21 protein-coding genes are annotated in these 22830 nt (G+C 41.0%); 13 read left to right on the top strand and 8 right to left on the bottom strand.

Going from position 1 to position 22830, the window contains the following annotated elements:
• The first annotated feature begins 18 nt into the window (after positions 1 to 18).
• From H5157_RS12705 to glpD, 4 genes are all read left to right on the top strand, one after another.
• Positions 19 to 1023: a Gfo/Idh/MocA family protein gene (locus H5157_RS12705; RefSeq protein ID WP_182724805.1), complete on the top strand. Its 1005-nt coding sequence runs from the start codon at positions 19 to 21 to the stop codon at positions 1021 to 1023.
• A 29-nt stretch (positions 1024 to 1052) separates the two neighbouring features.
• Entirely contained in the window at positions 1053 to 2375 is a 1323-nt protein-coding gene (locus H5157_RS12700; RefSeq protein ID WP_182724804.1) for a dienelactone hydrolase family protein, read from the top strand.
• A 207-nt stretch (positions 2376 to 2582) separates the two neighbouring features.
• The gene (gene glpK, locus H5157_RS12695; RefSeq protein WP_182724803.1) at positions 2583 to 4082 is read left to right on the top strand and encodes a glycerol kinase GlpK; all 1500 of its coding nucleotides are present in this window, start codon (positions 2583 to 2585) and stop codon (positions 4080 to 4082) included.
• 211 nt (positions 4083 to 4293) lie between these two features.
• A complete protein-coding gene (glpD, locus tag H5157_RS12690; RefSeq protein ID WP_182724802.1) occupies positions 4294 to 5799 on the top strand; it encodes a glycerol-3-phosphate dehydrogenase in 1506 nt (501 codons plus the stop codon).
• A 59-nt stretch (positions 5800 to 5858) separates the two neighbouring features.
• On the opposite strand, the gene H5157_RS12685 is transcribed toward glpD, so the two are convergent.
• Together H5157_RS12685 and H5157_RS12680 are read right to left on the bottom strand one after the other, a co-directional pair.
• Positions 5859 to 6809 carry a 2-dehydro-3-deoxygalactonokinase gene (locus H5157_RS12685; protein ID WP_182724801.1) on the bottom strand — a complete coding sequence of 317 codons (951 nt, stop codon included), beginning with the start codon at positions 6807 to 6809 and terminating at the stop codon, positions 5859 to 5861.
• 3 nt (positions 6810 to 6812) lie between these two features.
• Positions 6813 to 7571, bottom strand: coding sequence for an SDR family NAD(P)-dependent oxidoreductase (locus H5157_RS12680; protein WP_182692714.1), 759 nt, complete (start codon positions 7569 to 7571; stop codon positions 6813 to 6815).
• A gap of 199 nt (positions 7572 to 7770) precedes the next feature.
• Here H5157_RS12680 and H5157_RS12675 point away from each other — a divergent pair, with 199 nt between their 5' ends.
• Positions 7771 to 8472 (top strand): FadR/GntR family transcriptional regulator, encoded by a 702-nt coding sequence (locus tag H5157_RS12675; protein WP_024596672.1) that lies wholly within the window; start codon positions 7771 to 7773, stop codon positions 8470 to 8472.
• Positions 8473 to 8680: 208 nt separating this feature from the next.
• Here H5157_RS12675 and accC read toward each other — a convergent pair whose 3' ends face one another.
• From accC to cutA, 5 genes are all read right to left on the bottom strand, one after another.
• Positions 8681 to 10021 (bottom strand): acetyl-CoA carboxylase biotin carboxylase subunit, encoded by a 1341-nt coding sequence (gene accC, locus H5157_RS12670; RefSeq protein ID WP_002958843.1) that lies wholly within the window; start codon positions 10019 to 10021, stop codon positions 8681 to 8683.
• Between the two features lie 26 nt (positions 10022 to 10047).
• A complete protein-coding gene (gene accB, locus H5157_RS12665; protein WP_002958842.1) occupies positions 10048 to 10512 on the bottom strand; it encodes an acetyl-CoA carboxylase biotin carboxyl carrier protein in 465 nt (154 codons plus the stop codon).
• 38 nt (positions 10513 to 10550) lie between these two features.
• Positions 10551 to 11003 (bottom strand): type II 3-dehydroquinate dehydratase, encoded by a 453-nt coding sequence (gene aroQ, locus H5157_RS12660; protein ID WP_002958841.1) that lies wholly within the window; start codon positions 11001 to 11003, stop codon positions 10551 to 10553.
• Positions 11004 to 11231: 228 nt separating this feature from the next.
• Entirely contained in the window at positions 11232 to 13061 is a 1830-nt protein-coding gene (locus H5157_RS12655) for a protein-disulfide reductase DsbD (protein ID WP_182724800.1), read from the bottom strand.
• Positions 13061 to 13381 carry a divalent-cation tolerance protein CutA gene (gene cutA / locus H5157_RS12650; protein WP_002958839.1) on the bottom strand — a complete coding sequence of 107 codons (321 nt, stop codon included), beginning with the start codon at positions 13379 to 13381 and terminating at the stop codon, positions 13061 to 13063. The genes H5157_RS12655 and cutA overlap by 1 nt, the downstream gene beginning before the upstream one ends.
• Positions 13382 to 13559: 178 nt before the next feature.
• Between cutA and H5157_RS12645 the strand changes: the two genes are divergently transcribed.
• From H5157_RS12645 to H5157_RS12630, 4 genes are all read left to right on the top strand, one after another.
• A complete protein-coding gene (locus H5157_RS12645; protein ID WP_002958838.1) occupies positions 13560 to 14036 on the top strand; it encodes an FxsA family protein in 477 nt (158 codons plus the stop codon).
• 110 nt (positions 14037 to 14146) lie between these two features.
• Positions 14147 to 14434: a co-chaperone GroES gene (locus H5157_RS12640; RefSeq protein WP_002958836.1), complete on the top strand. Its 288-nt coding sequence runs from the start codon at positions 14147 to 14149 to the stop codon at positions 14432 to 14434.
• Between the two features lie 48 nt (positions 14435 to 14482).
• Complete coding sequence (gene groL, locus H5157_RS12635; protein ID WP_002958835.1) at positions 14483 to 16132, top strand: chaperonin GroEL; 1650 nt, start codon at positions 14483 to 14485, stop codon at positions 16130 to 16132.
• A 510-nt stretch (positions 16133 to 16642) separates the two neighbouring features.
• A complete protein-coding gene (locus H5157_RS12630; RefSeq protein ID WP_182720184.1) occupies positions 16643 to 17062 on the top strand; it encodes a VOC family protein in 420 nt (139 codons plus the stop codon).
• Positions 17063 to 17081: 19 nt separating this feature from the next.
• On the opposite strand, the gene H5157_RS12625 is transcribed toward H5157_RS12630, so the two are convergent.
• Positions 17082 to 18557 carry an NAD(P)H-hydrate dehydratase gene (locus H5157_RS12625; RefSeq protein ID WP_182724799.1) on the bottom strand — a complete coding sequence of 492 codons (1476 nt, stop codon included), beginning with the start codon at positions 18555 to 18557 and terminating at the stop codon, positions 17082 to 17084.
• 249 nt (positions 18558 to 18806) lie between these two features.
• Between H5157_RS12625 and gmk the strand changes: the two genes are divergently transcribed.
• The 4 genes from gmk to H5157_RS12605 all read left to right on the top strand — a co-directional run bounded on the left by gmk (position 18807) and on the right by H5157_RS12605 (position 22725).
• Complete coding sequence (gene gmk, locus H5157_RS12620; protein ID WP_182724798.1) at positions 18807 to 19427, top strand: guanylate kinase; 621 nt, start codon at positions 18807 to 18809, stop codon at positions 19425 to 19427.
• 124 nt (positions 19428 to 19551) lie between these two features.
• On the top strand, positions 19552 to 19827 hold the full coding sequence (gene rpoZ, locus H5157_RS12615; RefSeq protein WP_002958829.1) for a DNA-directed RNA polymerase subunit omega: 276 nt from the start codon (positions 19552 to 19554) through the stop codon (positions 19825 to 19827).
• Positions 19828 to 20214: 387 nt separating this feature from the next.
• Positions 20215 to 22320 (top strand): bifunctional GTP diphosphokinase/guanosine-3',5'-bis pyrophosphate 3'-pyrophosphohydrolase, encoded by a 2106-nt coding sequence (spoT, locus tag H5157_RS12610; protein WP_002958827.1) that lies wholly within the window; start codon positions 20215 to 20217, stop codon positions 22318 to 22320.
• A 12-nt stretch (positions 22321 to 22332) separates the two neighbouring features.
• A complete protein-coding gene (locus tag H5157_RS12605) occupies positions 22333 to 22725 on the top strand; it encodes a RidA family protein (protein WP_002958826.1) in 393 nt (130 codons plus the stop codon).
• The last annotated feature ends 105 nt before the right edge of the window (positions 22726 to 22830 follow it).

Here is a 22830-nt window from a genome sequence, read left to right as displayed (position 1 = left end):
TAAACTTAAGGAATAAGCATGGCAAAGGTTAATTGGGGAATTATTGGGTGTGGCAATATAGCTCACACCTTTGCTACAAGCATTGCGCATTGCAGTGATGCACAGCTTATTGGCGCGGCATCAACGAGTATACAGCGCGCTAAAGAATTTGCCACACCGTACAATATTCAAGGCTATGAAAGCTATCAAGCTCTTATGCAATGCCCAAATATAGATGCTATTTATATTGCCAATACCCACGATCAACACTTTAAAACTATCGCCCAATGCTTAAAACACAATAAGCACGTGCTAAGCGAAAAACCAATCACCGTTAATGCTAAGCAGTTGCAAAGTCTCACTGAGCTTGCCAAGCAACAAAACTGCTTTTTAATGGAAGGCGTTTGGATGCGGTTTTTACCAGCCATAGTAAAATTACAACAGCTCCTAAGTGAAGGTGTTATTGGTAATGTGCACAGTGTTAATGCCAACTTTAGTTTACCCGGCAGCTTTGCCGACAGCCACCGATTAATGAACCCTGTAACAGCGGGTGGCGCCCTACTCGATTTAGGTATTTATCCTATTTCGATTGCTGATGTGGTATTTAATAAAGCCCCTAAACACATCAAATCCTTTGTACATAAAAGCACAACCGACGTTGATGAGCGAAGCACTGCTATAGTTGATTACGGTAACGGGCAATTTGCATCTCTTGCCAGCGCACTGCAGCAAAATGGCCCAACAGAAGCATGTATTAATGGTGAGCTTGGCTATATTCGAATACCTCAGTTTGTAGGTGCACAAACGTTAGAGCTACACATAAAAGACCAAGACCCTCAGTACCTTGAATACGACTTTAGCGACGATGAAAACTTTAAGTTTGAAATTGCACATGTCACGCAGTGTATATTACAAAAACAAACCCAAAGCAGCGTGTTGCCCCTCAGTACTAGCTTACGAGTTATGAATATAATGGATACCTTACGAGCACAATGGCAGTTGCAATATAGCAATGCCGTCGAGTCGGCTGAACTGACTAATTAAAAAATAAAAATACACAACAAGGACACACAATGACACACACACTCAAGGCGCTTTCAAAAGCCATATTACTTGCAACGTGCAGTTTATCTGCCAGTGTAGCTGTTGCTGAATCTAATAAACCAGAGCAGCTATACCCGCCACTCACTAGCGAAGTACTGCCAGAGCTTGCAGCTAAAGGTAGCTACAATGTAGGTGTGCAAACACTTGATTTAGTTAACCCTGCGCAATTTGACCCCGCTACACAAGGTCAAAAAGATCGTCCTTTAAAAGTAGAGGTGTGGTATCCGGCTGCAAATACAGCAAAAGCGCCACTTAGCAGCTACACAGATGAAACTCGCTCAGGTAAAGAGTTTACTTTGCAAGCCGATGCAATGCGTGATGTCGCCATTAATAATAAAGAGCACTACCCTGTGATAGTGCTTTCGCACGGTTATACCGGTTACCGTACAATTATGTACTATCTTGGCGAGCATTTAGCGTCGCACGGTTACATTGTGGTAGCTATTGACCATACTGACTCAACCAATGCCGATGTTGATTTTAAAAACGCACCGTTCTCTGGCTTTTTTAGCACGCTTATAAATCGCTCACGCGATCAGCAGTTTGTAATTAATTACTTTAATGAGCAAAACAACTTTGCCAGCAAGCAGATAGATAACAAAAGCGCAGGTGTAATTGGTTACTCAATGGGTGGCTATGGCGCGGTAAATACGATAGGTGGTTGTTACGCTTTTAATGAGCAAACTACGGCTATGTTTACGGGTATGAAAGACCCAGCTCAAATTAAAAAAGTACAGCAATTACTAAACAGCTGCGCTGGTGGACAATACCAAAACCCAAAAATAGACCCTCGTATAAAAGCGATGGTGGCCTTTGCACCGTGGGGCGGACAGCACGCTATATTTGATGCCAAAGCAATGGCAAATATTAAAGTACCTTCGCTTTATGTAGCCGGTAACTTAGATGACATTTCAGGCTATGAAGGCATTAAAAGTCTTTATGAACAAACAGGCAGCAAATATAAGTACATGCTTACTTACAAAAATGCACGCCATAATATTGCACCACACCCAGCCCCTGCTATTGCAAAAAGCAGCAGTGAGCTAGATATAGGCCATTACTACGAGCCTTCGTGGTCTATGCGCACACTAAACGAGACCAACAAACACTTTGTACTTGCCATGATGGATTGCCACGTAAAAGGCATAGCCAGCGAGTGTAAATACTTAGATTTACCACAAAACGGCGACCAAGCTGTTGTTGATGGTAAGCCGCTGCCACAGTGGCGCGGGTTTGATAATCGCTTTTCTACCGGTATGGATTGGCAACAAGCTAAACCTCACACCAAGTAATAATAAGCTTTAAGCGGTTATTTTAATCAATAGCCGCATACGCCCTTAAAATAATGCAAAAATAAAACGCCTTTTATATAAAAGAGTTACCAGCAAATATCAGCGTGTTTATTTTTTAATCTGCTATTTTAAGAAAAAACCATTGCCATTAACTTCGGTTAAAGGCAATCTAGTCATATATAAGATAAGATAAATAACACAAATATCATGTCCAAATACATACTCTCAATTGATCAAGGAACCACAAGCTCTCGGGCCATCTTGTTTACAAAAGATGCAGACGTTTTTGGTACAGCACAACAAGAATTTTCGCAGCATTTTCCACAAAATGGTTGGGTAGAACACGACCCTAACGATATTTGGCAAACAGTGCTTAGCACTAGTAGCGAAGTGTTAACTAAAAACGATGTAAAGCCTGAAGAAATTATTGCCATTGGTATCACCAATCAGCGCGAAACCACTTTGGTATGGAACAAAAAAACAGGCAAAACAATTTATAACGCTATTGTATGGCAAGACCGTCGCACCAGTGACTATTGCGAAAGCCTAACAACTGATGAGCTTTGCCAAACAATAAGCGATAAAACAGGCTTATTACTCGACCCTTATTTTTCGGCCACTAAAGTTCGTTGGATTTTAGATAACGTTGAAGGCGCACGCGAACAAGCCCTTGCAGGCGAACTCGCCTTCGGTACGGTTGACACTTACCTACTTTGGCAGCTAACTGGCGGTAAAGAGCACCGAACCGATGCAACCAATGCATCGCGCACCATGTTATTTAATATTCATACCCAGCAGTGGGATCAAGAGCTTTTAGAGTTATTCGATATTCCAGAATCTATGCTGCCAGAAGTAATGGATTCAGCTGACGAGTTTGGTTCAACCAGCGCTGACATTTTTGGCGCGCCAATTCGTGTTTGTGGTATTGCAGGCGATCAACAAGCTGCGCTTGTAGGACACGCATGTTTTGAACAAGGCATGGCTAAAAGTACTTACGGTACTGGCTGTTTTTTAATGCTTAACACTGGCGAAAAAGCACTGACCTCAGAAAACCGCTTACTGACCACTGTTGCTTATAGATTAAACGGCAAGCCAACTTACGCCATTGAAGGCAGTATATTTATGGCTGGCGCAACTATGCAGTGGATTGTTGAAGGCTTAAAACTACTTAGCCATGCTGGCGAAAGTGAGTCGATGGTTAAAGATGTACCGCTCGATCATGGTGTATTTTTAGTGCCTTCGTTTACTGGTTTAGGCGCTCCTTATTGGGACCCTAATGCACGTGGCGCTATTTTAGGGCTAACACGCGACTCTGGTATTAGCACTATTGTTGCTGCAGCGCTGCAATCAGTTGGCTACCAGACCAAAGATTTACAAAAAGCGATGGAGCGTGATGGCCTTCGCCCAAGTGTGCTTCGTGTAGATGGCGGTATGGTAAAAAATAATTGGGTTATGACCTTTTTATCAAATATTTTAGGTGCAACAGTTGAGCGACCAACAGTGACCGAAACCACCTCTTTAGGGGTCGCTTATTTAGCAGGCTTGCAAGCAGGTGTGTACGAGTCAACTGAACAGTTATCTAAAATGTGGACATGCGACCGTCGCTTTGAGCCCACCATGAGTGCCGACGAGCGTAACGATCTATACGCAAAATGGCAGCACTGCGTAGCTCAAGTGTGCTTAACGAATAAAAACTGCCCGCAGTAAATACTAAGTGGTTAAGGCCAGTACTTTAGCCACTTTGCTTTTTTAACTTAGCTAAATGCTAGATTTAAAAGGCATGTTTTACTGCTTTAAATTGAAAATGGATTGGCGTCAAAATTAACGAATAAAAAACTGGGTTTTCTATTGTCAAATGAAAACAGCAGCTTTATGATGTTTATGTCTTATTTATATTACAAATAAAAAGGTTAGCTCAGTGGAATTAGCAGATAACGAATATGACTTACTAGTCATCGGTGGCGGTGTAAACGGCACTGGAATAGCAGCTGATGCAGCTGGCAGAGGGTTAAAAGTTCTATTGTGCGAACAATCAGACCTTGCCTGTGCAACATCTTCAAACAGTTCTAAGCTGATCCACGGCGGTCTGCGCTACCTTGAGCATTACGAATTTAGATTAGTAAAAGAAGCGCTAGCAGAGCGTGAAGTGCTACTTAAAAACGCACCTCATATTATGTGGCCGCTAACCTTTAGATTGCCGCATCAAAAACACCTCCGCCCTGCGTGGATGATTCGTATTGGCTTGTTTATGTATGACAACCTAGCAAAACGCGAAACACTAGCGGGTTCTCGAAGCATTAAATTTGGTGAAAATAGCGTTTTAGAACCCTCTATTACTAAAGGTTTTGAATACTCAGATGGCTGGGTTGATGACTCTCGCCTAGTCGTTTTAAACGCCCTAGCAGCGCAGCAAAAAGGTGCTGTTATTACCACGCAAACTAAGTGTGTACATGCTAAACGTGAGCAAGGTAAATGGCAGGTAACGCTTGAGCAGCAAAAGAGTAAAGCTAAATACACCATTTCTGCCAAAGGGATTGTTAATGCTGCGGGTCCTTGGGTTGCTAAATTATTTGACGAAGCACTAACAGAAAAATCACCACAAAATATTCGCCTTGTAAAAGGTAGCCACATTGTAGTGCCTCGTATTCACGATGAAAAACAAGCTTATATTTTACAAAATAAAGATCAGCGTATTGTGTTTGTTATTCCGTTTGAAGATGACTTCTCACTTATTGGCACAACCGATGTAGAACACAAAGGTGAAGCACAAGACGTTAAAATTAGTGATGAAGAAATTGATTACTTAATTGATATTACTAATACCTACTTTAAACAACCGATTAAACGCGAAGACATAGTACATACCTTTTCTGGTGTACGCCCATTACTTGATGACGAATCAGTTAATGCACAAGCCGTTACTCGCGATTATAAATTAGAGCTTTCGAGTGATGCTAAGCAAACACCTCTACTGAGTGTGTTTGGCGGAAAAATTACAACTTATCGCAAACTTGCCGAAGCTGCGGTTAATAAGCTTGAAGATTTTTATCCGCAAATGAGCAATGCGTGGACCAAACATAGTCCGCTCCCTGGTGGTGATTTTAGCTCTGTAGAAGCACTTAAATCAGAGCTAAAAGCAAAATACGCATGGCTACCTGAAATAACACTTAAACGCTTTGTACGCACTTATGGTACTCGTGCTAAACATATTTTAGGTAGTGCAACTGGGCTGAGTGATTTAGGCCAGGATTTTGGCCATGGTTTATTTGCAGCAGAAGTAGATTACTTGCTAAATGAAGAGTGGGCAGAAAACGCATACAATATTTTATGGCGCCGCAGTAAATTAGGACTACGTTTTAATGAGGCGCAAGTTGCTGCGCTTAATGATTATATTGAGCATAACCAAGCAGCTAAAAGCGCTTAACTATCAAGTTATAATAGCTTCCTGTTAACCCCTTTATAATTTAACCGTTATAAAGGGGTTTATTTTTTTGACTCTAAATTAAATAAATAATTAAAGCCACTAAGCGTCGCTGTTTTAATATCAAACTCAACACACTTCACACCTATTTGGTTAAGCGCCGTAGTAAAACACTTATTCAGCTGCTTTGTGCCAATCACCACAACTTGTGTATCACTTAATAATTGCCATTCACTAGCGTGGCGAGCTGCTCGTACATCGCTGCCAATTAATACACCCGACAAATAGGCTTTAGCTTGTACTGGCGTTAACTCCTTTGAAAGCTGGCGGGTACGCACACTAAAAATACCATGTGCCAAGTTACCGCTATCACTACCTAAAGTTAGCTCACAGCCTTGCTCAAATGCTTTAAAGTCAAACTCACCTTCTGCACAGTCGTTAGGAATTAAAACACTTTGATGACATAACAAATCATATAGCTCGCCGGTCATGGCTGTTTTAAAGCAAATGATTTCGCCATTATTTATAAGCACCCATTTGGTATGTGTGCCAGGCAAACAGAGTAATATTTTACCTTGTTGATACTCTGGGTTTTGCTTTAAAAACCCTAAAATTTGCAGCTCTTCGCCGCGCATTACATCAAACAAGCCATTTTGCAGCGTACACTTTGTGCCAGGTAACGCTTTAATAATATGCCCATCGCAATCAAAGCTAACAGCAGCATTAAGTAACCCTTCGGGATTAATTGGGCATTCTAAATAAGGTGTTTCGTGCCAGCCGATGCTTGAGGTAATTTGTCCTGCAATATATATAGGTAAGCTGCCATACTCTTGCTTCCACACCGCAATGGTGTCGATTAGGGTTTGCTCAAAATTTTGATTTGCCTTAACAACGCCAGGGCCATCACGTTGTGCTAATAGTTTAAGTGTTAATTGCGCTTGTACTTCGCACAAATAAGCGCGTAAATGGCTCGTGCCCCAGTCAACAGCAATAAAAAGAGATGAAGTAGCCAAGCTTTAAAGCCTCCCACCGTCAATTTTAATACTTTGCCCGGTGATCATACTGCTTTCATTGGCGGCTAAAAAGAGTGCCAAATTAGCAACATCTTCAGGAGTTACTAATTTTTTAAGCGCCATGGCTTCCATCCACTTAACTTGCTCTTCTTCGGTAAACCAGCTTGCTAGTTGACGGTCGGTAGCCACCCACCCTGGTAAAATAGCGTTAACGCGAATACCAAACTCGCCGTAATCGCGAGCCAGTGCCTTAGTCATACCAATTAGGCCTGCTTTTGCGGTTACATAGCCTGCCATTTGAGGTTGCCCCATAATAGCGTTAATAGAACTAAAGTTAATGATACTGCCCGCTCCATCGCCCTTCATAAAAGACATAGCAACTTGAGAGGCAAAAAATGCAGGGTTTAAGTTTATTTGTAAGCACTGATCCCAGTCTTGCACTGTAACGTCTTCGCTTGCTTGACGGCGATCGTTCGCTACATTATTAACTAGTACATTAATGGCACCAAAAGCGGCGCATGCATCCACAAGTGATTGCTGAAGTGCATGAGAGTCAGTTACATCAACTTGCCTATACCATAGTTTTGCATTGGGTAAATCACGAATAAGCGATTGCGCTGCCTTATCATCAATATCTATAAATGCTACTTTTGCATTTTGGTTTACAAAGGATTTAACCATTGCTCTACCAATGCCTGATGCACCGCCTGTAATAAAAATAACTTTACCAGAAAGACTATGATATTGAGCTAGGGTGTTCAAATTCAACTCTCCATACAGCGCATTTTCAATTTTATTTAAACTCTTTATAAACTTACATTTACAGTATAAAGAGCCAAACTAAGTCGTTATTGCTGTGTTAAAATATTTAGCTAATTAAAAGTTTATATCATATCCTTGAGTACATTAATATGATATATGATATATAATAAAGCAATATATCAACTCGGAATCCTGCGCAATGAAAAGCCAACCCCGTCAAAATTTAACACAACAATTAACCCACGATTTGGGTTTTGCTATTGTGCGTGGTGTTTACCCTGTAAGCGAAGGCCTGCCTTCTGAAGCCGATTTATGTATAAAGTATGATGTAAGTCGCAGCGCTACCCGCGAAGCGGTAAAAATGCTCTCTGCTAAAGGGTTAATTTCATCGCGTCCTAAGCAAGGTATTCGTGTATTACCTGAAAGTAGCTGGAACATGTTTGATACCGACGTACTACGTTGGATTTTAAGCAGTAAGCCATCACTGTCGTTATTAAAAGAGTTTACTCAAGTACGCGTAGCCCTTGAACCACAAGCGGCCGCTCTTGCAGCACTAAATGCAACTGCTGAACAACTCGCTGATATAGATAGTGCCTTAGCCCGTATGGCTGAAGCAGACGAAGGCTTAGACGACCCATTAGAAGCCGACATTGCTTTTCATACCAGCATATTAGTGGCCAGTAACAATCGCTTTTTTGTGCAGTTAACTGAGTTTATTAGTACAGCTCTTAGAGTAAGTATTCGTTATACAAACCACATTAAAGGTGTACCGGGCGCAGATGTTGCTAAGCACGCTGATATTTTAGAGACTATAAAGTCACGCGATCCTGAGCGCGCTAAAAAAGCAGTAGAAACAATTTTAGAAGAAGCACTACAGTTAATTGAATCTAAATTAGTGTAATGTTAGTTCAACATATTATATAAATATTGAGTCCATCGAATTTACTCTTTGCAGTATATTTTATGGACTTTTTTATTGCCTATAAAACTTAAATTACAGGCATTAAAAAATCCGATATCGGTCTCCTGATATCGGATTTTTAATTATTTAAATCAGCTTAATAACTCGGGTTATTAACTAAGATAAAACGCCTTTTTACAGACTAGAATTACAATCCTAATTTCTTCTCAAGATAGTGGATGTTAGTACCACCATTTTGGAAGTTTTCATCTGCAAGAATTCTCTTATGCAAAGGAGTATTAGTTTTAATTCCGTCAATTACTAGCTCGTTAAGTGCATTGCGCGCGCGGGCAATAGCTACGTCACGGTTTTCACCGTAAGTGATTAACTTACCAATCATTGAATCGTAATGTGGTGGAACCGTATAGTCAGCGTAAATATGGCTGTCCCAACGAATACCTAAGCCACCAGCAGGATGGAAACGTGTAATTTTACCCGGTGAAGGGATAAACGTTTCAGGGTCTTCAGCATTAATACGACACTCAATAGCATGACCACGAATAACAACGTCGTCTTGCGTGAATGATAATGGCTGACCCGCAGCAATTTTTAACTGCTCTTTGATTAAATCAATACCAGTAACCATTTCAGTTACAGGGTGTTCAACCTGAATACGTGTATTCATTTCGATGAAGTAAAACTCGCCATTTTCGTATAAAAACTCAAACGTACCTGCACCGCGGTAACCGATTTCGATACATGCACGTGTACAGCGTTCACCAATAAATTTACGTGTTTCTGCAGTAATACCTGGCGCTGGTGCTTCTTCAACTACTTTTTGGTGACGACGTTGCATAGAACAATCACGTTCACCTAAATGCACTGCATTACCTTGGCCATCTGCTAATACTTGAACTTCGATATGGCGTGGGTTTTCAAGGAATTTCTCCATGTAAACCATGCTATTACCAAAGAACTGCTTAGCTTCTTGCTGTGTTAATGCAATTGAATCAATAAGTTCAGATTCGCTACGAACAACACGCATACCACGGCCACCACCGCCACCAGCGGCTTTGATGATTACCGGGTAACCGATTCGTTTAGCGATTTGCATGTTACGTTCTTTATCATCTGATACCGGACCATCAGACCCTGGTACACATGGAACGCCTGCTTTACGCATTGCTGAAATAGCAGAAACTTTATCACCCATAAGGCGAATAGTGTCACCTTTTGGACCAATAAATACAAAACCACTTTGCTCAACTTGGTCGGCAAAATCAGCGTTTTCTGCAAGGAAACCGTAACCTGGATGAATCGCTACAGCGTCAGTTATTTCAGCCGCAGCAATAATGCGCGGGATATCTAAATAACTTTCAGTTGCTGATGGTCTACCAATACAGATGGTTTCATCTGCAAGCAATACATGCTTAAGATCGCGATCCGCCGTTGAATGCACAGCAACCGTTTTGATCCCAAGCTCTTTGCAGGCGCGCAATATACGAAGTGCAATTTCACCTCGGTTTGCAATGACTACTTTATCTAACATTAGAGTTGGCCTTTTAGGTTACGCTATTATTCAATGATGAATAGAGGTTGATCAAATTCTATTGGCTCGCCATTTTCAGCTAAGATAGCTCTTACTGTACCGGCTTTATCTGACTCAATTTGGTTCATCATTTTCATAGCTTCGATAATACAAAGCGTATCGCCAACTTTAACTTGCTGACCAACTTCTACATACGCTGGAGCTTCAGGAGACGCTGCTGCATAAAAAGATCCAACCATTGGTGATTTAACTTGATGGCCAGTAGGTTCTGCTGGAGCTGCTGCTTCAACTGCTACAGGAGCTGCTGCAACTGGAGCAGGGGCTGCTGGCGCCGGTGCATATTGCTGTGGAGCAAATTGCGGGTAACCAGGGCCTGCGCTCATGTTGTTACGGTTAATACGTACTGATTCTTCACCTTCAGTGATTTCTAGCTCAGCAATACCTGATTCTTCTACTAATTCGATAAGCTTCTTTATCTTGCGAATATCCATTACACGACCCGCCTGTTTGTTTGTGTGTTAATTTAAAATTAAATCGAGTTTTTCAACCGGCTCACAGCGGCATTTAATGCTGCGTGGTAACCCATTGCACCTAATCCACATATCACGCCTTGTGCCACATCAGAAAAATACGAATGATGACGAAAGGCTTCACGTGCGTGCACATTACTTAAGTGCACTTCAAAAAACGGAATATCAACACTTAGCAATGCATCACGTAATGCAACGCTTGTATGCGTAAATGCAGCAGGGTTAATTATTATGTAATCAACCGCTTGCCAAGCACTGTGTATTCGCTCAATGAGGGCTTGCTCACTATTACTTTGAAAATGTGCTAACTCAACATCTAGACTATCAGCGGCACTGGTTAGTTCGCTCATAATTTCACTTAGCGTTTGAAAACCGTATTTATCCGGTTCACGCTTGCCAAGCATGTTCAAATTTGGACCATTTATAACTAAAAGGTTAAATTTTGCAGCCATAATACGCGATATATCCTATAAGTAATGAGTTAAGCGGTTGCTAAGTAGTTTTTCGCTTTTAAGTAAGCAGAAAAAAGTAATGTAGCAACAAATTCTCACGTTAACCAACTATTATAGTGATTTCGATGTAAATAGCAGCAAAATACTGGTCCAATCTCTATTTTGGGAACGAAGAACTAGGAGGGAGTCGTAAGCCACTTGGTATATCCAAGTGGCTCTATTGCACTATTATTGTGCGCTGGCGCGCACTGTAGCAAGGTGTTTAGCAAAATCTTCTGCGTTTAAAAAGCCGGTTACACGTTGTGTAGTTAGCTCTTTACCTTGGGTGTTAAAAAACAAAATACTAGGTAAACCAAACACGGTGTACTCTTCCATTAACTCAATTGTTTTATTGTCACTGTTTGTTAAATCAACTTGAATTAGCTGATAATGGCTAAATTCACTTTGCACTTTGGCATCTGGAAACGTGTAATGCTCAAACTCTTTACACGCCACACACCAGTCAGCATATAAGTCGACCATAACCATTCGACCTTCATTACTCGCTTGCGCTACGGCTTCTTTTAGCTCAGCTAAATCCGCCACCTTTTTAAACTCATTACTTTGTGAGCTAACTTGCACAGCTTGTACTGGCCAAAAGTAGTTTTTAGTTAACGTAAACCCTGTCATAACTAATAGCGTTGCAGCAAACCATAATGCAGTTTTTAACTTGCTTTGTGTTTGGCTACTTTGCCAGTGATGTAGGTAAAGTGCCGTTGCTAATGCAAGCACACCTGCCATTAATAATATAATGTCGGCGCTTACTAGTCGCTCAAGTAATATAAGCGGCACAACGAGCATCACAAAACCAAACAAGGTTTTAACTTGCTCCATCCAACCACCTGCTTTAGGCAGCAATTTACCGCCAGATGTACCAAGTAATAAAAGTGGTAACCCCATACCTAAACTAAGCACGTATAGTGTTAAACCACCTACTAAGTAATCACCACTTTGCGCAACAAATAAGAGCGCCGCCGACAGTGGCGCAGTAGTACACGGTGATGCTATTAATCCCGACAGTACGCCCATTAAAAATACGCCAACGTAGTTGCCGCCTTTTTGATTGTTACTTACTTGAGTTAGCTTGCTCATCATACTGCTTGGCAGTTTTATTTCGTACCAACCAAACATCGACATAGCCAATAATACAAATAGTAAACTAAAGCTAACTAGTACAAATGGATGCTGTAAATACCCCTGAACTTGCCCACCAAGCGCCGCAACAACTAAACCAAGCGCTGCATAGGTAACTGCCATACCTTGTATATATACAAACGACAACGCAAACGCTTTTTTAGTTGAAAGGTTTTGCTGACCCGCAATTAAGCTCGACAAAATAGGAAACATAGGGAATACGCAGGGCGTAAAAGCAAGACCTACGCCTACTACAAAAAATATGAGTAAATTAGTTATTAAGCCCTGACTTGCTAATTGCTCAGTAAAAGTAAGTTCTTTTTCGGCATCATCCGAATTTGTTGAAGGTTCAGTAGTTGGCTCGTTGAGTGCTGCAAATGTACTTTGCGCAGTTGCTGCTTCATCTGTAGTGTTATTTTGGTCTACATTTTTAACCTGTGCACCACTAATAACACTAAGTGGGATGCTGATTACTTCTGGTGGATAGCAAAGCCCTGCTTTTGCACAGCCTTGGTAACGAACCTTAACCACGGCGCCTTCGGTTACATTACTTAGCTTACTAATAACACTCGCGGAATTAAAAAAAACCTCTGTTTTGCCAAAAAATTCATCTTCAATAATTTCGCCACGGCCAGAGTCGCCTACTTGAATGTTTGCACCTTTGGCGATAATTTCTATTTTCTTTTTATATAAATAATAGTCTGGCGCTATATCCCAACCTACAAACAAGGTACTGCCTTGTTGGTCAAAATCAAAAACAAACGCTTGGTCTACAGGTAAAAAAGTCTGTTGAGGAGGCCCAAGTAGATCACCAAGCACATTATTAGTCGCAGCCTTTACGGGTACGGTTAATAATGTAACCAACAATAAAAAGAAAAAACGCATTAATTCAGTACCTCGTCCATCCAATTAAAATACGCCAAATTACCAGTTGAAACTTCTACAACCTGAATCTCCGGCACTTCGTAGCTATGTAGCTCTTTTATTGTTAAAAACACATCGTTCATTTTATCTGCTTTTGTTTTTATAAGTAGCTTGGCTTCAGTTGCTTCTGCTACTTCGCCCTCCCACATATAAATAGAGCCCATGTTAGGTAAAATATTTACACAAGCTGCTAGCTTTTTTTCTACCAACGCCCTTGCTAGGCTGCGTGCTTCTGCTTCGTCTTTGCAAGTCGTAAAAATCATTTTAAAATGCGTAGTCATTATGAACCTATTCTTATTGGACAGTGTCTAGCTTCATAGTATCTGATAGCCGATACAATGTGTAGACGCTTAAATATCAGTAAAATGACTATACCGATGCCCTAACCTTGAAAAGAGACCTAGTCACCCTCATTTATATTTCATCAACTCTTTTGAGTGTCATTATTTAGAGAGCGCTATGTTTAGATTTTTATTTGTGTTGTTTATCATCATCCCTATTATCGAAATCGCCTTACTGATTCAAGTAAGCGATGTGATTGGCGGATTTGCAACAATTGCACTTGTTGTTATTACCGCGATTTTAGGTGCCAAAATGGTTAAAACACAAGGTATGGGTGCGCTGCAAAACGTACAAGCGCAAATGGCGCAAGGGCAAATGCCAGCCAAAGAATTATTTACCGGAATATGCGTTGTAATTGCAGGGGTATTATTACTTACCCCTGGCATTATGACCGACGTGTTTGGGTTACTATTATTAACGCCTGCAATTCGTAACAAACTGGCCGCAGGCCTTGCTAGCCAAGCAACTGTTAGAATGAGCGCAGGTAGGCAACAAGGGCCATCGCCGTTTGCTGGGCAGCAACATGCTGAACGAGAGCAAGGGCAAATGGAACGACCAACGACTATTGATGGCGAATATGAGCGAAAAGATTAAAAATTTATCATTTTTTCTCTTGGAATTTCACACTCTACCCCCATTAATGAATGCAAATTAGAAAAGCTTTTTTCTGTACTGTTCAGAAACTGTTAGGAGAACTAAAAAACATGAACATTCGTCCTTTACAAGATCGCGTAATCGTTAAACGTCTAGAAGAAGAAACAAAATCTGCTGGCGGTATTGTATTAACTGGCTCTGCAGCTGAAAAATCAACTCGCGGAGAAGTTGTAGCCGTAGGTAATGGTCGCGTTTTAGATAACGGTGACGTGAGAGCGTTAGAAGTTAAAGCCGGTGACACTGTGTTATTTGGCTCATATGTTGAAAAAGTTGAAAAGATCGAAGGTCAAGAGTACCTGATCATGCGTGAAGATAATATTTTAGGCATTGTAGGCTAAACCTACTTTTCGTTTATAAACATTTAAGAATTTAGAGGAATTTAAAACATGGCAGCAAAAGAAGTACTTTTTGCAGGTGACGCACGCGCTAAAATGCTAACTGGCGTAAACATCCTGGCAAACGCAGTAAAAGTTACATTAGGTCCTAAAGGCCGTAACGTTGTACTAGACAAATCATTTGGCTCTCCAGTTATCACTAAAGATGGTGTTTCTGTAGCAAAAGAAATCGAACTTGAAGACAAGTTTGAAAACATGGGCGCACAAATGGTTAAAGAAGTTGCATCTAAAGCCAATGATGCAGCCGGCGATGGTACAACTACCGCTACAGTACTTGCACAGTCTATTGTTAATGAAGGCCTTAAAGCTGTTGCAGCAGGCATGAATCCAATGGATCTTAAGCGCGGCATCGACAAAGCAGTTATTGCTGCTGTTGCAGAGCTTAAAGCGTTATCTGTTCCTTGTTCTGATACTAAAGCAATTGCACAAGTAGGTACTATTTCTGCTAACTCTGATCAAGAGATTGGTAATATCATTGCTCAAGCAATGGAAAAAGTAGGCCGCAACAGTGGTGTTATTACTGTAGAAGAAGGTCAATCACTTGAAAACGAACTAGATGTTGTTGAAGGCATGCAGTTTGACCGTGGTTACTTATCTCCTTACTTTATCAACAGCCCAGAAAAAGGCACTGTTGAACTAGATAACCCATTTATTCTACTTGTAGATAAAAAAATATCTAACATCCGTGAATTATTACCAACATTAGAAGCGGTTGCTAAAGCAAGTAAACCACTACTAATCATTGCAGAAGACCTTGAAGGCGAAGCACTAGCTACATTAGTAGTTAATAACATGCGCGGTATTGTTAAAGTATCAGCTGTTAAAGCACCTGGCTTTGGCGATCGTCGTAAAGCAATGCTACAAGATATTGCTGTATTAACTGGCGGTACTGTTATTTCTGAAGAAATCGGCTTAGAGCTTGAAAAAGCAACAGTTGAAGACCTAGGTACAGCTAAACGCGTAATTATCACTAAAGATGATACAACTATCATTGATGGTGCTGGCGAAGAAGCGGGTATTACTGGTCGTGTTTCTCAAATTAAAGCACAAATTGAAGAAGCTACATCTGACTACGATAAAGAAAAACTTCAAGAGCGCATGGCTAAACTAGCTGGCGGTGTTGCAGTTATCAAAGTAGGTGCTGCTACTGAAATCGAAATGAAAGAGAAAAAAGACCGCGTTGAAGATGCATTAAATGCAACTCGTGCAGCGGTTGAAGAAGGCGTAGTACCTGGCGGCGGTGTTGCACTTGTACGTGCTGCTAGCAAGCTAGTTGATTTAGTTGGCGACAACGAAGATCAAAACCACGGTATTAAAGTTGCACTTCGTGCGATGGAAGCACCACTTCGTCAAATCGTAACTAACGCAGGCGACGAAGCATCAGTTGTAATTAACGCAGTTAAAGGCGGCGATGGTAACTACGGTTACAACGCAGCAACTGGCGAATACAACGACATGATTGAAATGGGTATCCTAGATCCAACTAAAGTAACACGCTCTGCGCTACAGTTTGCAGGGTCTATTGCGGGTCTAATGATCACTACTGAAGCAATGGTAGCTGAAATCCCTAAAGACGAATCTGCTGGTGCACCTGATATGGGCGGCATGGGCGGAATGGGTGGTATGGGCGGAATGATGTGATAAACATCACCGTTTAAGCACCTCCCTTATATAAAAAACCAGCTTCGGCTGGTTTTTTGCTTTTTAGTATAAAAATCATTGATATTGTTTAATTTATACCCATACCTAAGTTACGTATAACTCAGATTTATATTAAATGGATTTATTAAGTAATAACACAATATTCATCTTCTTTGTTTTTGTTGCCCTTGTGACTGGGTTATTTTCATTCGTAGTTTGGGCTATGCTCAAAATGGTCACGTGGGGTAAAAGTATGTCTAAGGGGCTTATTTATTTTTAGCATTCTTTCCGCTTATTTCTATTATTCCTATCCCACCACCTACATACGAAAATGTACAAAAAGCAAAACAAGAACAAAGAAAACGCAAAGAAGACTCAGGTGATCCACCCGATGATGAAGACGAACTCGTAAGTTAATTCATATTACATACTGCGGGCATATACCCTACTTGATCGTTTGCTAAATATGATAAAAAGCACATTTATTTAATAGTACGGAGTAAACCAAACATGACTAACGTTCAACAGCATATCGGCAGCATTGCATTAGTTGTTAAGGACTACGGCGATGCCATTGAGTTTTATACTCAAAAGCTCAACTTTGAGTTAGTAGAGGATACTGATTTAGGTGATAGTAAACGTTGGGTATTAATTTCACCTCCAAATTCAAACGGAGCTAATTCGAGCAGAACTAATCTACTGCTTGCTAAAGCCACAACGCCCGAACAAATTAGCGCTATTGGTAATCAAACGGGTGGTCGCGTGTTTTTATTTTTGCATACTAATGATTTCTGGCGAGATTATAATTTAATGCTTTCTAAAGGCGTTACATTTAACGAAGAGCCTAGAGTAGAGCCCTATGGCACCGTAGTGGTTTTTGAAGACCTATATGGTACAAAATGGGATTTATTACAGCTTAATAATCAGTGAGATAAAGTGACGCTTAAACTCACGTCACTTTATTAACTAACTCTCTTACAACTGGGAATAAATCACTGGGTAGCATTCCCCTTTGCCCATCTCGCTCACTTGCGATATCACCGGCTTTAGCGTGCAGTGTTACACCATAGCGTGCTGCTTCATCAATAGTTAAACCTTGAGCAAGTAATGCCCCAATAATACCAGTGAGTACGTCGCCACTGCCGCCAACTGCAAGTGCTGGGTTGCCATCCTCACACACCCACGTGTGCTGGGCATTATCTATTAATGTTCCTGCGCCTTTTAATACACAAGTCGCGTTATAGCGCTTGGCGCAAAGGCGAGCATAATTAAAGCGGTCTGATTCTATGTCGCTGGTACTAACACTTAGCAGTCGCGAAGCTTCGCCTGGATGTGGCGTAAGTACGCATTGCTCTAACACATACGATGAGGCTTGCTTAGCGAGTAAATTAAGGGCGTCTGCATCTATAACCAATGGCATTTTATTGTTTTGGCAATATTGCATTACTTCATCGAATGTTTGTTGTGCCCACTCGTCTTGCCCAAGCCCTGGGCCAATAACAACGCAGCTTGCCCACTCTAGCGCTTGATGTAAGTTATTACTGCTTACCATAAGCTCTGGTCTGCCAATACTAATAGGCGTTATTGAGCTTTCGTGTGTATACACCCTTACCATGCCAGCACCCGTTCTAAGAGCTGCTTCACTACTTAACCTAATTGCACCTGCAGTACCTTGATTGCCACCAACACATAAAAGCTTGCCATGGCTGCCTTTGTGACTATTGATTGCCCGCGTGGCAATTCCTTTAAAGCTATTAATATTTATCAAGGTTCCTGATGATTGAGCTATACAAGTAAACGCATCGCCAATTGCTAAATCATCAAAAACTAACTTACCGCTATATTGTTTACCTGCCGTCGTTGTGAGCCCTTGCTTTATACCTACAAAAGTAACGGTTGAAGTAGCTTGTACTGCGCACCCTAAAGGCTGTCCTGTATTTGCTTCAATGCCTGATGGAATATCAATGCTTATTACGGGCTTACCACTGTTATTTACAGCGTTAATTATATTCGCAAAATTATCGCGCACGGCGCTATTAAGCCCAGTACCAAGGAGCGCATCAATAACGATATCGCACTCATTAAGAGCATCTTTTGTAAAATGAGAAACCACCCCACCCGCTTCTATCCATAGCTGCTGCGCTTTTGCAGCATCACCTTTTAATGTTTTTTCGGGTTCAGCAGCGGATACTGTTACCTTTTTACCTGATTGCATAATAAGCCTAGCTACAACGTAACCGTCTCCAGCGTTGTTACCATGGCCAACAATGACTAATGTATGCTGTGCATCAAATAACTGCCATTGCTTATATACAGCCTCTCCTGCACGCTGCATTAGTGTAAATAAATCACAATGACTGTTTTTAGCCGCTAAAGCTTCATTGTCTCTTACTTGTTGTGCGGTAAATAAGGTTTTATTAAGCATAAAGGCTCCTTTAATAGGTGATACTTCACCTTATCAAATACTTATATCTAGCGGCTAGTTCTGTTGGCAATTTTAAACTGTAATTTTATTTAAAGTCTAACTTAGTAAAACATTGCCACTTCAATTTGAACATGGCTCACTTGAGCACGCCTAACTTGAGCAAGGTGAGCTAATTAAAGTATAATGCAGTTAATTAAAGGCTTGGTTTACTTGTAATCCAAGCCTGTTTATTTTTAGGTAGAGAAAAGCATGGCACAAACTCGCGGTAACTTATTTATTTTATCAGCCCCTTCAGGTGCTGGTAAATCAAGCTTAATCAATGCGTTATTAAAAAAACACGCTGACATGAAAGTATCTGTATCACATACAACTCGCGCCCCTCGCCCAGGTGAAGAAAATGGCGTGCATTATCACTTTGTATCTACAGACGAATTTAAAGCGCTTATTGCCAAAGATGACTTTTTTGAATGGGCTCAAGTATTCGATAATTACTACGGCACATCAAAGCAAGCTATTGAGTCGCAACTTGATGCGGGTATTGATGTGTTTTTAGATATTGATTGGCAAGGCGCTCAGCAAGTGCGCAAAATTATGCCAAGCGTACAAACTATTTTTATTCTACCGCCTTCAAAAGAAGAATTAGAGCAACGCTTAAATAATCGTGGGCAAGATTCGGCTGAGGTTATTGCCTCTCGTATGGCAAAAGCACAATCTGAAACATCACATTATAACGAATACGACTATGTAATTGTTAATGATGACTTTGAGACTGCGCTTGGCGACATAGAAATGATTGTAATGGCTCAGCGCTTAACCCTAAAAGCGCAAGAAGAACGCCATCAAGTTTTACTAAATAGCCTGCTTAAATAATTTAAGTCTATTTAAATCAGGCTTAGACAAGTAAAACTGATAAAAATTGAACACTGGCTATTGGCGAAAGTGGCTGCTTGCAGTAAACTACGTCTTTGATTTAAATTATTTTTGGAGTGCTGTGATGGCCCGCGTAACAGTTGAAGATGCAGTAGATGCAGTTGGTAATCGTTTTGACTTAATTTTAGTTGCGGCTCGTCGTGCCCGCCAAATTGCTGTTGGTGGTAAAACTCCACTAGTAGACCCTGAAAACGATAAGCCAACGGTAGTTGCTTTACGTGAAATTGAATTAGGTTTAGTTGATAGCTCTTCAATGGACTTAATTGACCGTGAAGAACAACAACACCAAGAAGCAGCTGAATTAGCTGCTGTTGCCGCTATTGTTGGTGGCAACCAATAATCGACCTCCCGGTCTGATTTAGCCAACGGCGCAGTATTTCTACTATAGCCGTTGGCAATCCTCTCTTTTCATCGTATATTCGTAGCTTACCTAATTTACTTCACTAGGGCTGTTTATCTTTCGAGGTTAAATTTGCAGTAGTATGTTTGGTATTTAGGCAAGGCAGAGCCTATGTAGTGTGGTTATTCCCCATAAATAGGCGATAACGCAGCATAAATGCAAAACATGCGCTGCCTAAAGGGTTCTGCCTAGGGGCACTTTACTCTTTGTTGCTCGATTTTTACTTAGCCCGCTAGGCTAAAAACCTCGCGCCACAATTAAATCGCCCCTAGATTGAACAAATTTTAATCCTGAAAGGTCAACAGGCCCTAGAACATTGGAGTGTGAATGTATCTTTTTGAAGGTCTTAAAAAGAAAATCTCAGAATACTTGCCCGCTGCTGATGTAGAGCTGGTTCAAAAATCTTACGTGGTAGCCCGAGAGGCCCATGAAGGACAAACTCGCTCGAGTGGCGAACCTTACATAACGCACCCAGTAGAAGTAACCCAAATTCTTGCAGGCATGCATCTTGACCATGAAACGCTCATGGCCGCGCTAATGCATGATGTAATTGAAGATACTGATTTTAGTCAACAAGATTTAGCCGAGATATTTGGCGAAACTGTTGCAGAGCTAGTTGAAGGTGTGAGTAAGCTCGATAAGCTTAGCTTTAAAGATAAAAAAGAATTCCAAGCTGAAAACTACCGCAAAATGATTATGGCAATGACTCAGGATATTCGAGTCATTTTAATCAAGCTTGCTGATAGAACACACAATATGCGTACTTTAGGCGCATTGCGCCCAGATAAGCGCCGCAGAATAGCGCGTGAAACACTAGAAATTTACGCACCAATTGCAAACCGCTTAGGTATTCACGATATTAAAAATGAACTTGAAGACTTAGGTTTTCAAGCTTTATATCCTATGCGTCATCGCGCACTTAAATCGGAAGTTGCTAAAGCACGCGGTAATCGCAAAGAAGTTATTACTAATATCCAACATGAAATAGAAGCACGTCTTGAAGAATCAGGCATTAAAGCAACTGTGTCAGGCCGTGAAAAACATTTATATAGTATTTATAAAAAAATGCTTAATAAAGAACTGCTATTTAACGAAGTTATGGATATTTACGCGTTTAGAATTGCAGTTGACTCTATGGATACGTGTTATCGTGTATTAGGTGTAGCTCATAGTCTTTATAAACCTATTGAAACACGCTTTAAAGATTATATTGCAGTACCAAAAACAAATGGTTACCAATCGCTTCATACTTCATTAGTTGGTCCTCACGGTATACCTGTTGAAATTCAAATTCGTACTCATGATATGGATCATATGGCCGACAAAGGTGTAGCGGCGCATTGGATGTATAAAAAAGCAGGTGATGGCGCAGGTAATACTTCGCAGCAACGTGCTCGCCAGTGGATGCAGAGCTTATTAGAGCTTCAGCAAAGTGCGGGTTCATCATTTGAATTTATTGAAAATGTAAAAACTGAGCTATTCCCAGAAGAAATTTACGTATTTACACCAGATGGGCGTATTGTTGAGCTACCAATGGGTGCTACCGCAGTCGATTTTGCTTATGCCGTGCATACAGATGTAGGCAACACCTGCGTAGGCGCTCGCGTTAATCGCAAGCCGCACCCTTTAAGTAGGCCCTTAGATACAGGGCAAACTATAGAAATAATAACAAGCTCAGGCGCTCACCCTAATGCAACATGGCTAAACTTTATTGTTACTGGTAAAGCGCGTTTGGGCGTTCGTAACTACCTTAGAAGCCAGCATCATGAAGAAGCTATGCTTTTAGGGCGCCGCTTACTTGATTCAGCATTAGGTGAAAACAAACTAGATAGCATTGCTGATGAAAATATAGCGAGAGTACTTGAGGAGCACGAACTAACAACGCTTCTTGAATTACTTGTAGAAATTGGCTCTGGTAACCTAATGAGCATGTTAATTGCCAAACGCCTGTTACAAAATGACAGTGACGACTTAACTGATATTACCAGCCAAGCCAAAGCGACCATTATTGGTACTGAGGGCATGCTAGTTAATTACTCCAAGTGTTGCCGACCTGTACCTGGCGATGCTATTACAGCTCATGTAAGCCAAGGTAAGGGCCTGACCGTTCACCGCCAAGAATGTAAAAACATCCGTGGCTGGGAAAATGAGCGCTCTAAATACTTAGTTGTAAAATGGGACGATAACCCAGAGAAAGAATATATTGCAGCTCTGAGAGTTGAAATTATTAATCATCAGGGGGCTCTGGCTAAATTAACCAATGTTGTTACTACAACCCAAGCCAATATTGTAGAAATAACCACCGATGAAAAAGAAAGTAATTTATACGTGATAGATTTAGGGGTTACCGTTAAAAACCGTATCCACGTTGCTAACATTATGCGCCGCATTCGCGTTATGCCTGATGTACAAAAAGTCTATCGTAAAAAGTAAAATAGGAAACACATGAATAAAGCATTTATCTCTACCGACAAAGCACCTGCTGCCATTGGCACTTACAGCCAAGCAGTTAAAGTAGGCACCGCTGTTTATTTATCTGGTCAAATTCCATTAGTGCCAGAAACGATGGAAATGATTTCAGAAGACTTTAGTGAGCAAACGCATCAGGTATTTAAAAATATCACTGCGGTATGTGAAGAAGCTGGCGGGCAAATTCAAGATTTAGTGAAAATAAATATTTATCTAACTGATTTATCTAACTTCGCTACTGTAAATGAAGTGATGAGCCAATACTTTAAGCAACCTTACCCAGCGAGAGCTGCATTAGGTGTTCGTGCACTTCCAAAAGGTGCACAAGTTGAAATAGATGGAATAATGGAACTTCCTTCTACCAATTAAGTATTACAGGCTATAGAGCCTCTCTATAGCCTTTTTTTCCCTCTCAGCACTTCGTTCTCTGTGACTTCTTGACTCAAATGTAAATTTCTAGCAATCTGTAGTTGT

Source organism: Pseudoalteromonas sp. SG43-3 (assembly GCF_014164385.1).
GTDB classification, from domain to species: domain Bacteria; phylum Pseudomonadota; class Gammaproteobacteria; order Enterobacterales; family Alteromonadaceae; genus Pseudoalteromonas; species Pseudoalteromonas distincta.
This window is presented reverse-complemented; position numbering and strand designations above follow the sequence as displayed.

Bases quoted from the DNA above. Each gene is read 5' to 3' on its own strand.
- H5157_RS12625 (WP_182724799.1), bottom strand. From the start codon at position 18,557: ATGCTTAATAAAACCTTATTTACCGCACAACAAGTAAGAGACAATGAA.
- groL (WP_002958835.1), top strand. From the start codon at position 14,483: ATGGCAGCAAAAGAAGTACTTTTTGCAGGTGACGCACGCGCTAAAATG.
- rpoZ (WP_002958829.1), top strand. From the start codon at position 19,552: ATGGCCCGCGTAACAGTTGAAGATGCAGTAGATGCAGTTGGTAATCGT.
- H5157_RS12630 (WP_182720184.1), top strand. From the start codon at position 16,643: ATGACTAACGTTCAACAGCATATCGGCAGCATTGCATTAGTTGTTAAG.
- H5157_RS12645 (WP_002958838.1), top strand. From the start codon at position 13,560: ATGTTTAGATTTTTATTTGTGTTGTTTATCATCATCCCTATTATCGAA.
- H5157_RS12605 (WP_002958826.1), top strand. From the start codon at position 22,333: ATGAATAAAGCATTTATCTCTACCGACAAAGCACCTGCTGCCATTGGC.
- H5157_RS12700 (WP_182724804.1), top strand. From the start codon at position 1,053: ATGACACACACACTCAAGGCGCTTTCAAAAGCCATATTACTTGCAACG.
- aroQ (WP_002958841.1), bottom strand. From the start codon at position 11,003: ATGGCTGCAAAATTTAACCTTTTAGTTATAAATGGTCCAAATTTGAAC.
- spoT (WP_002958827.1), top strand. From the start codon at position 20,215: ATGTATCTTTTTGAAGGTCTTAAAAAGAAAATCTCAGAATACTTGCCC.
- gmk (WP_182724798.1), top strand. From the start codon at position 18,807: ATGGCACAAACTCGCGGTAACTTATTTATTTTATCAGCCCCTTCAGGT.
- accB (WP_002958842.1), bottom strand. From the start codon at position 10,512: ATGGATATTCGCAAGATAAAGAAGCTTATCGAATTAGTAGAAGAATCA.
- H5157_RS12705 (WP_182724805.1), top strand. From the start codon at position 19: ATGGCAAAGGTTAATTGGGGAATTATTGGGTGTGGCAATATAGCTCAC.
- H5157_RS12655 (WP_182724800.1), bottom strand. From the start codon at position 13,061: ATGCGTTTTTTCTTTTTATTGTTGGTTACATTATTAACCGTACCCGTA.
- H5157_RS12640 (WP_002958836.1), top strand. From the start codon at position 14,147: ATGAACATTCGTCCTTTACAAGATCGCGTAATCGTTAAACGTCTAGAA.
- accC (WP_002958843.1), bottom strand. From the start codon at position 10,021: ATGTTAGATAAAGTAGTCATTGCAAACCGAGGTGAAATTGCACTTCGT.
- cutA (WP_002958839.1), bottom strand. From the start codon at position 13,381: ATGACTACGCATTTTAAAATGATTTTTACGACTTGCAAAGACGAAGCA.
- H5157_RS12675 (WP_024596672.1), top strand. From the start codon at position 7,771: ATGAAAAGCCAACCCCGTCAAAATTTAACACAACAATTAACCCACGAT.
- glpK (WP_182724803.1), top strand. From the start codon at position 2,583: ATGTCCAAATACATACTCTCAATTGATCAAGGAACCACAAGCTCTCGG.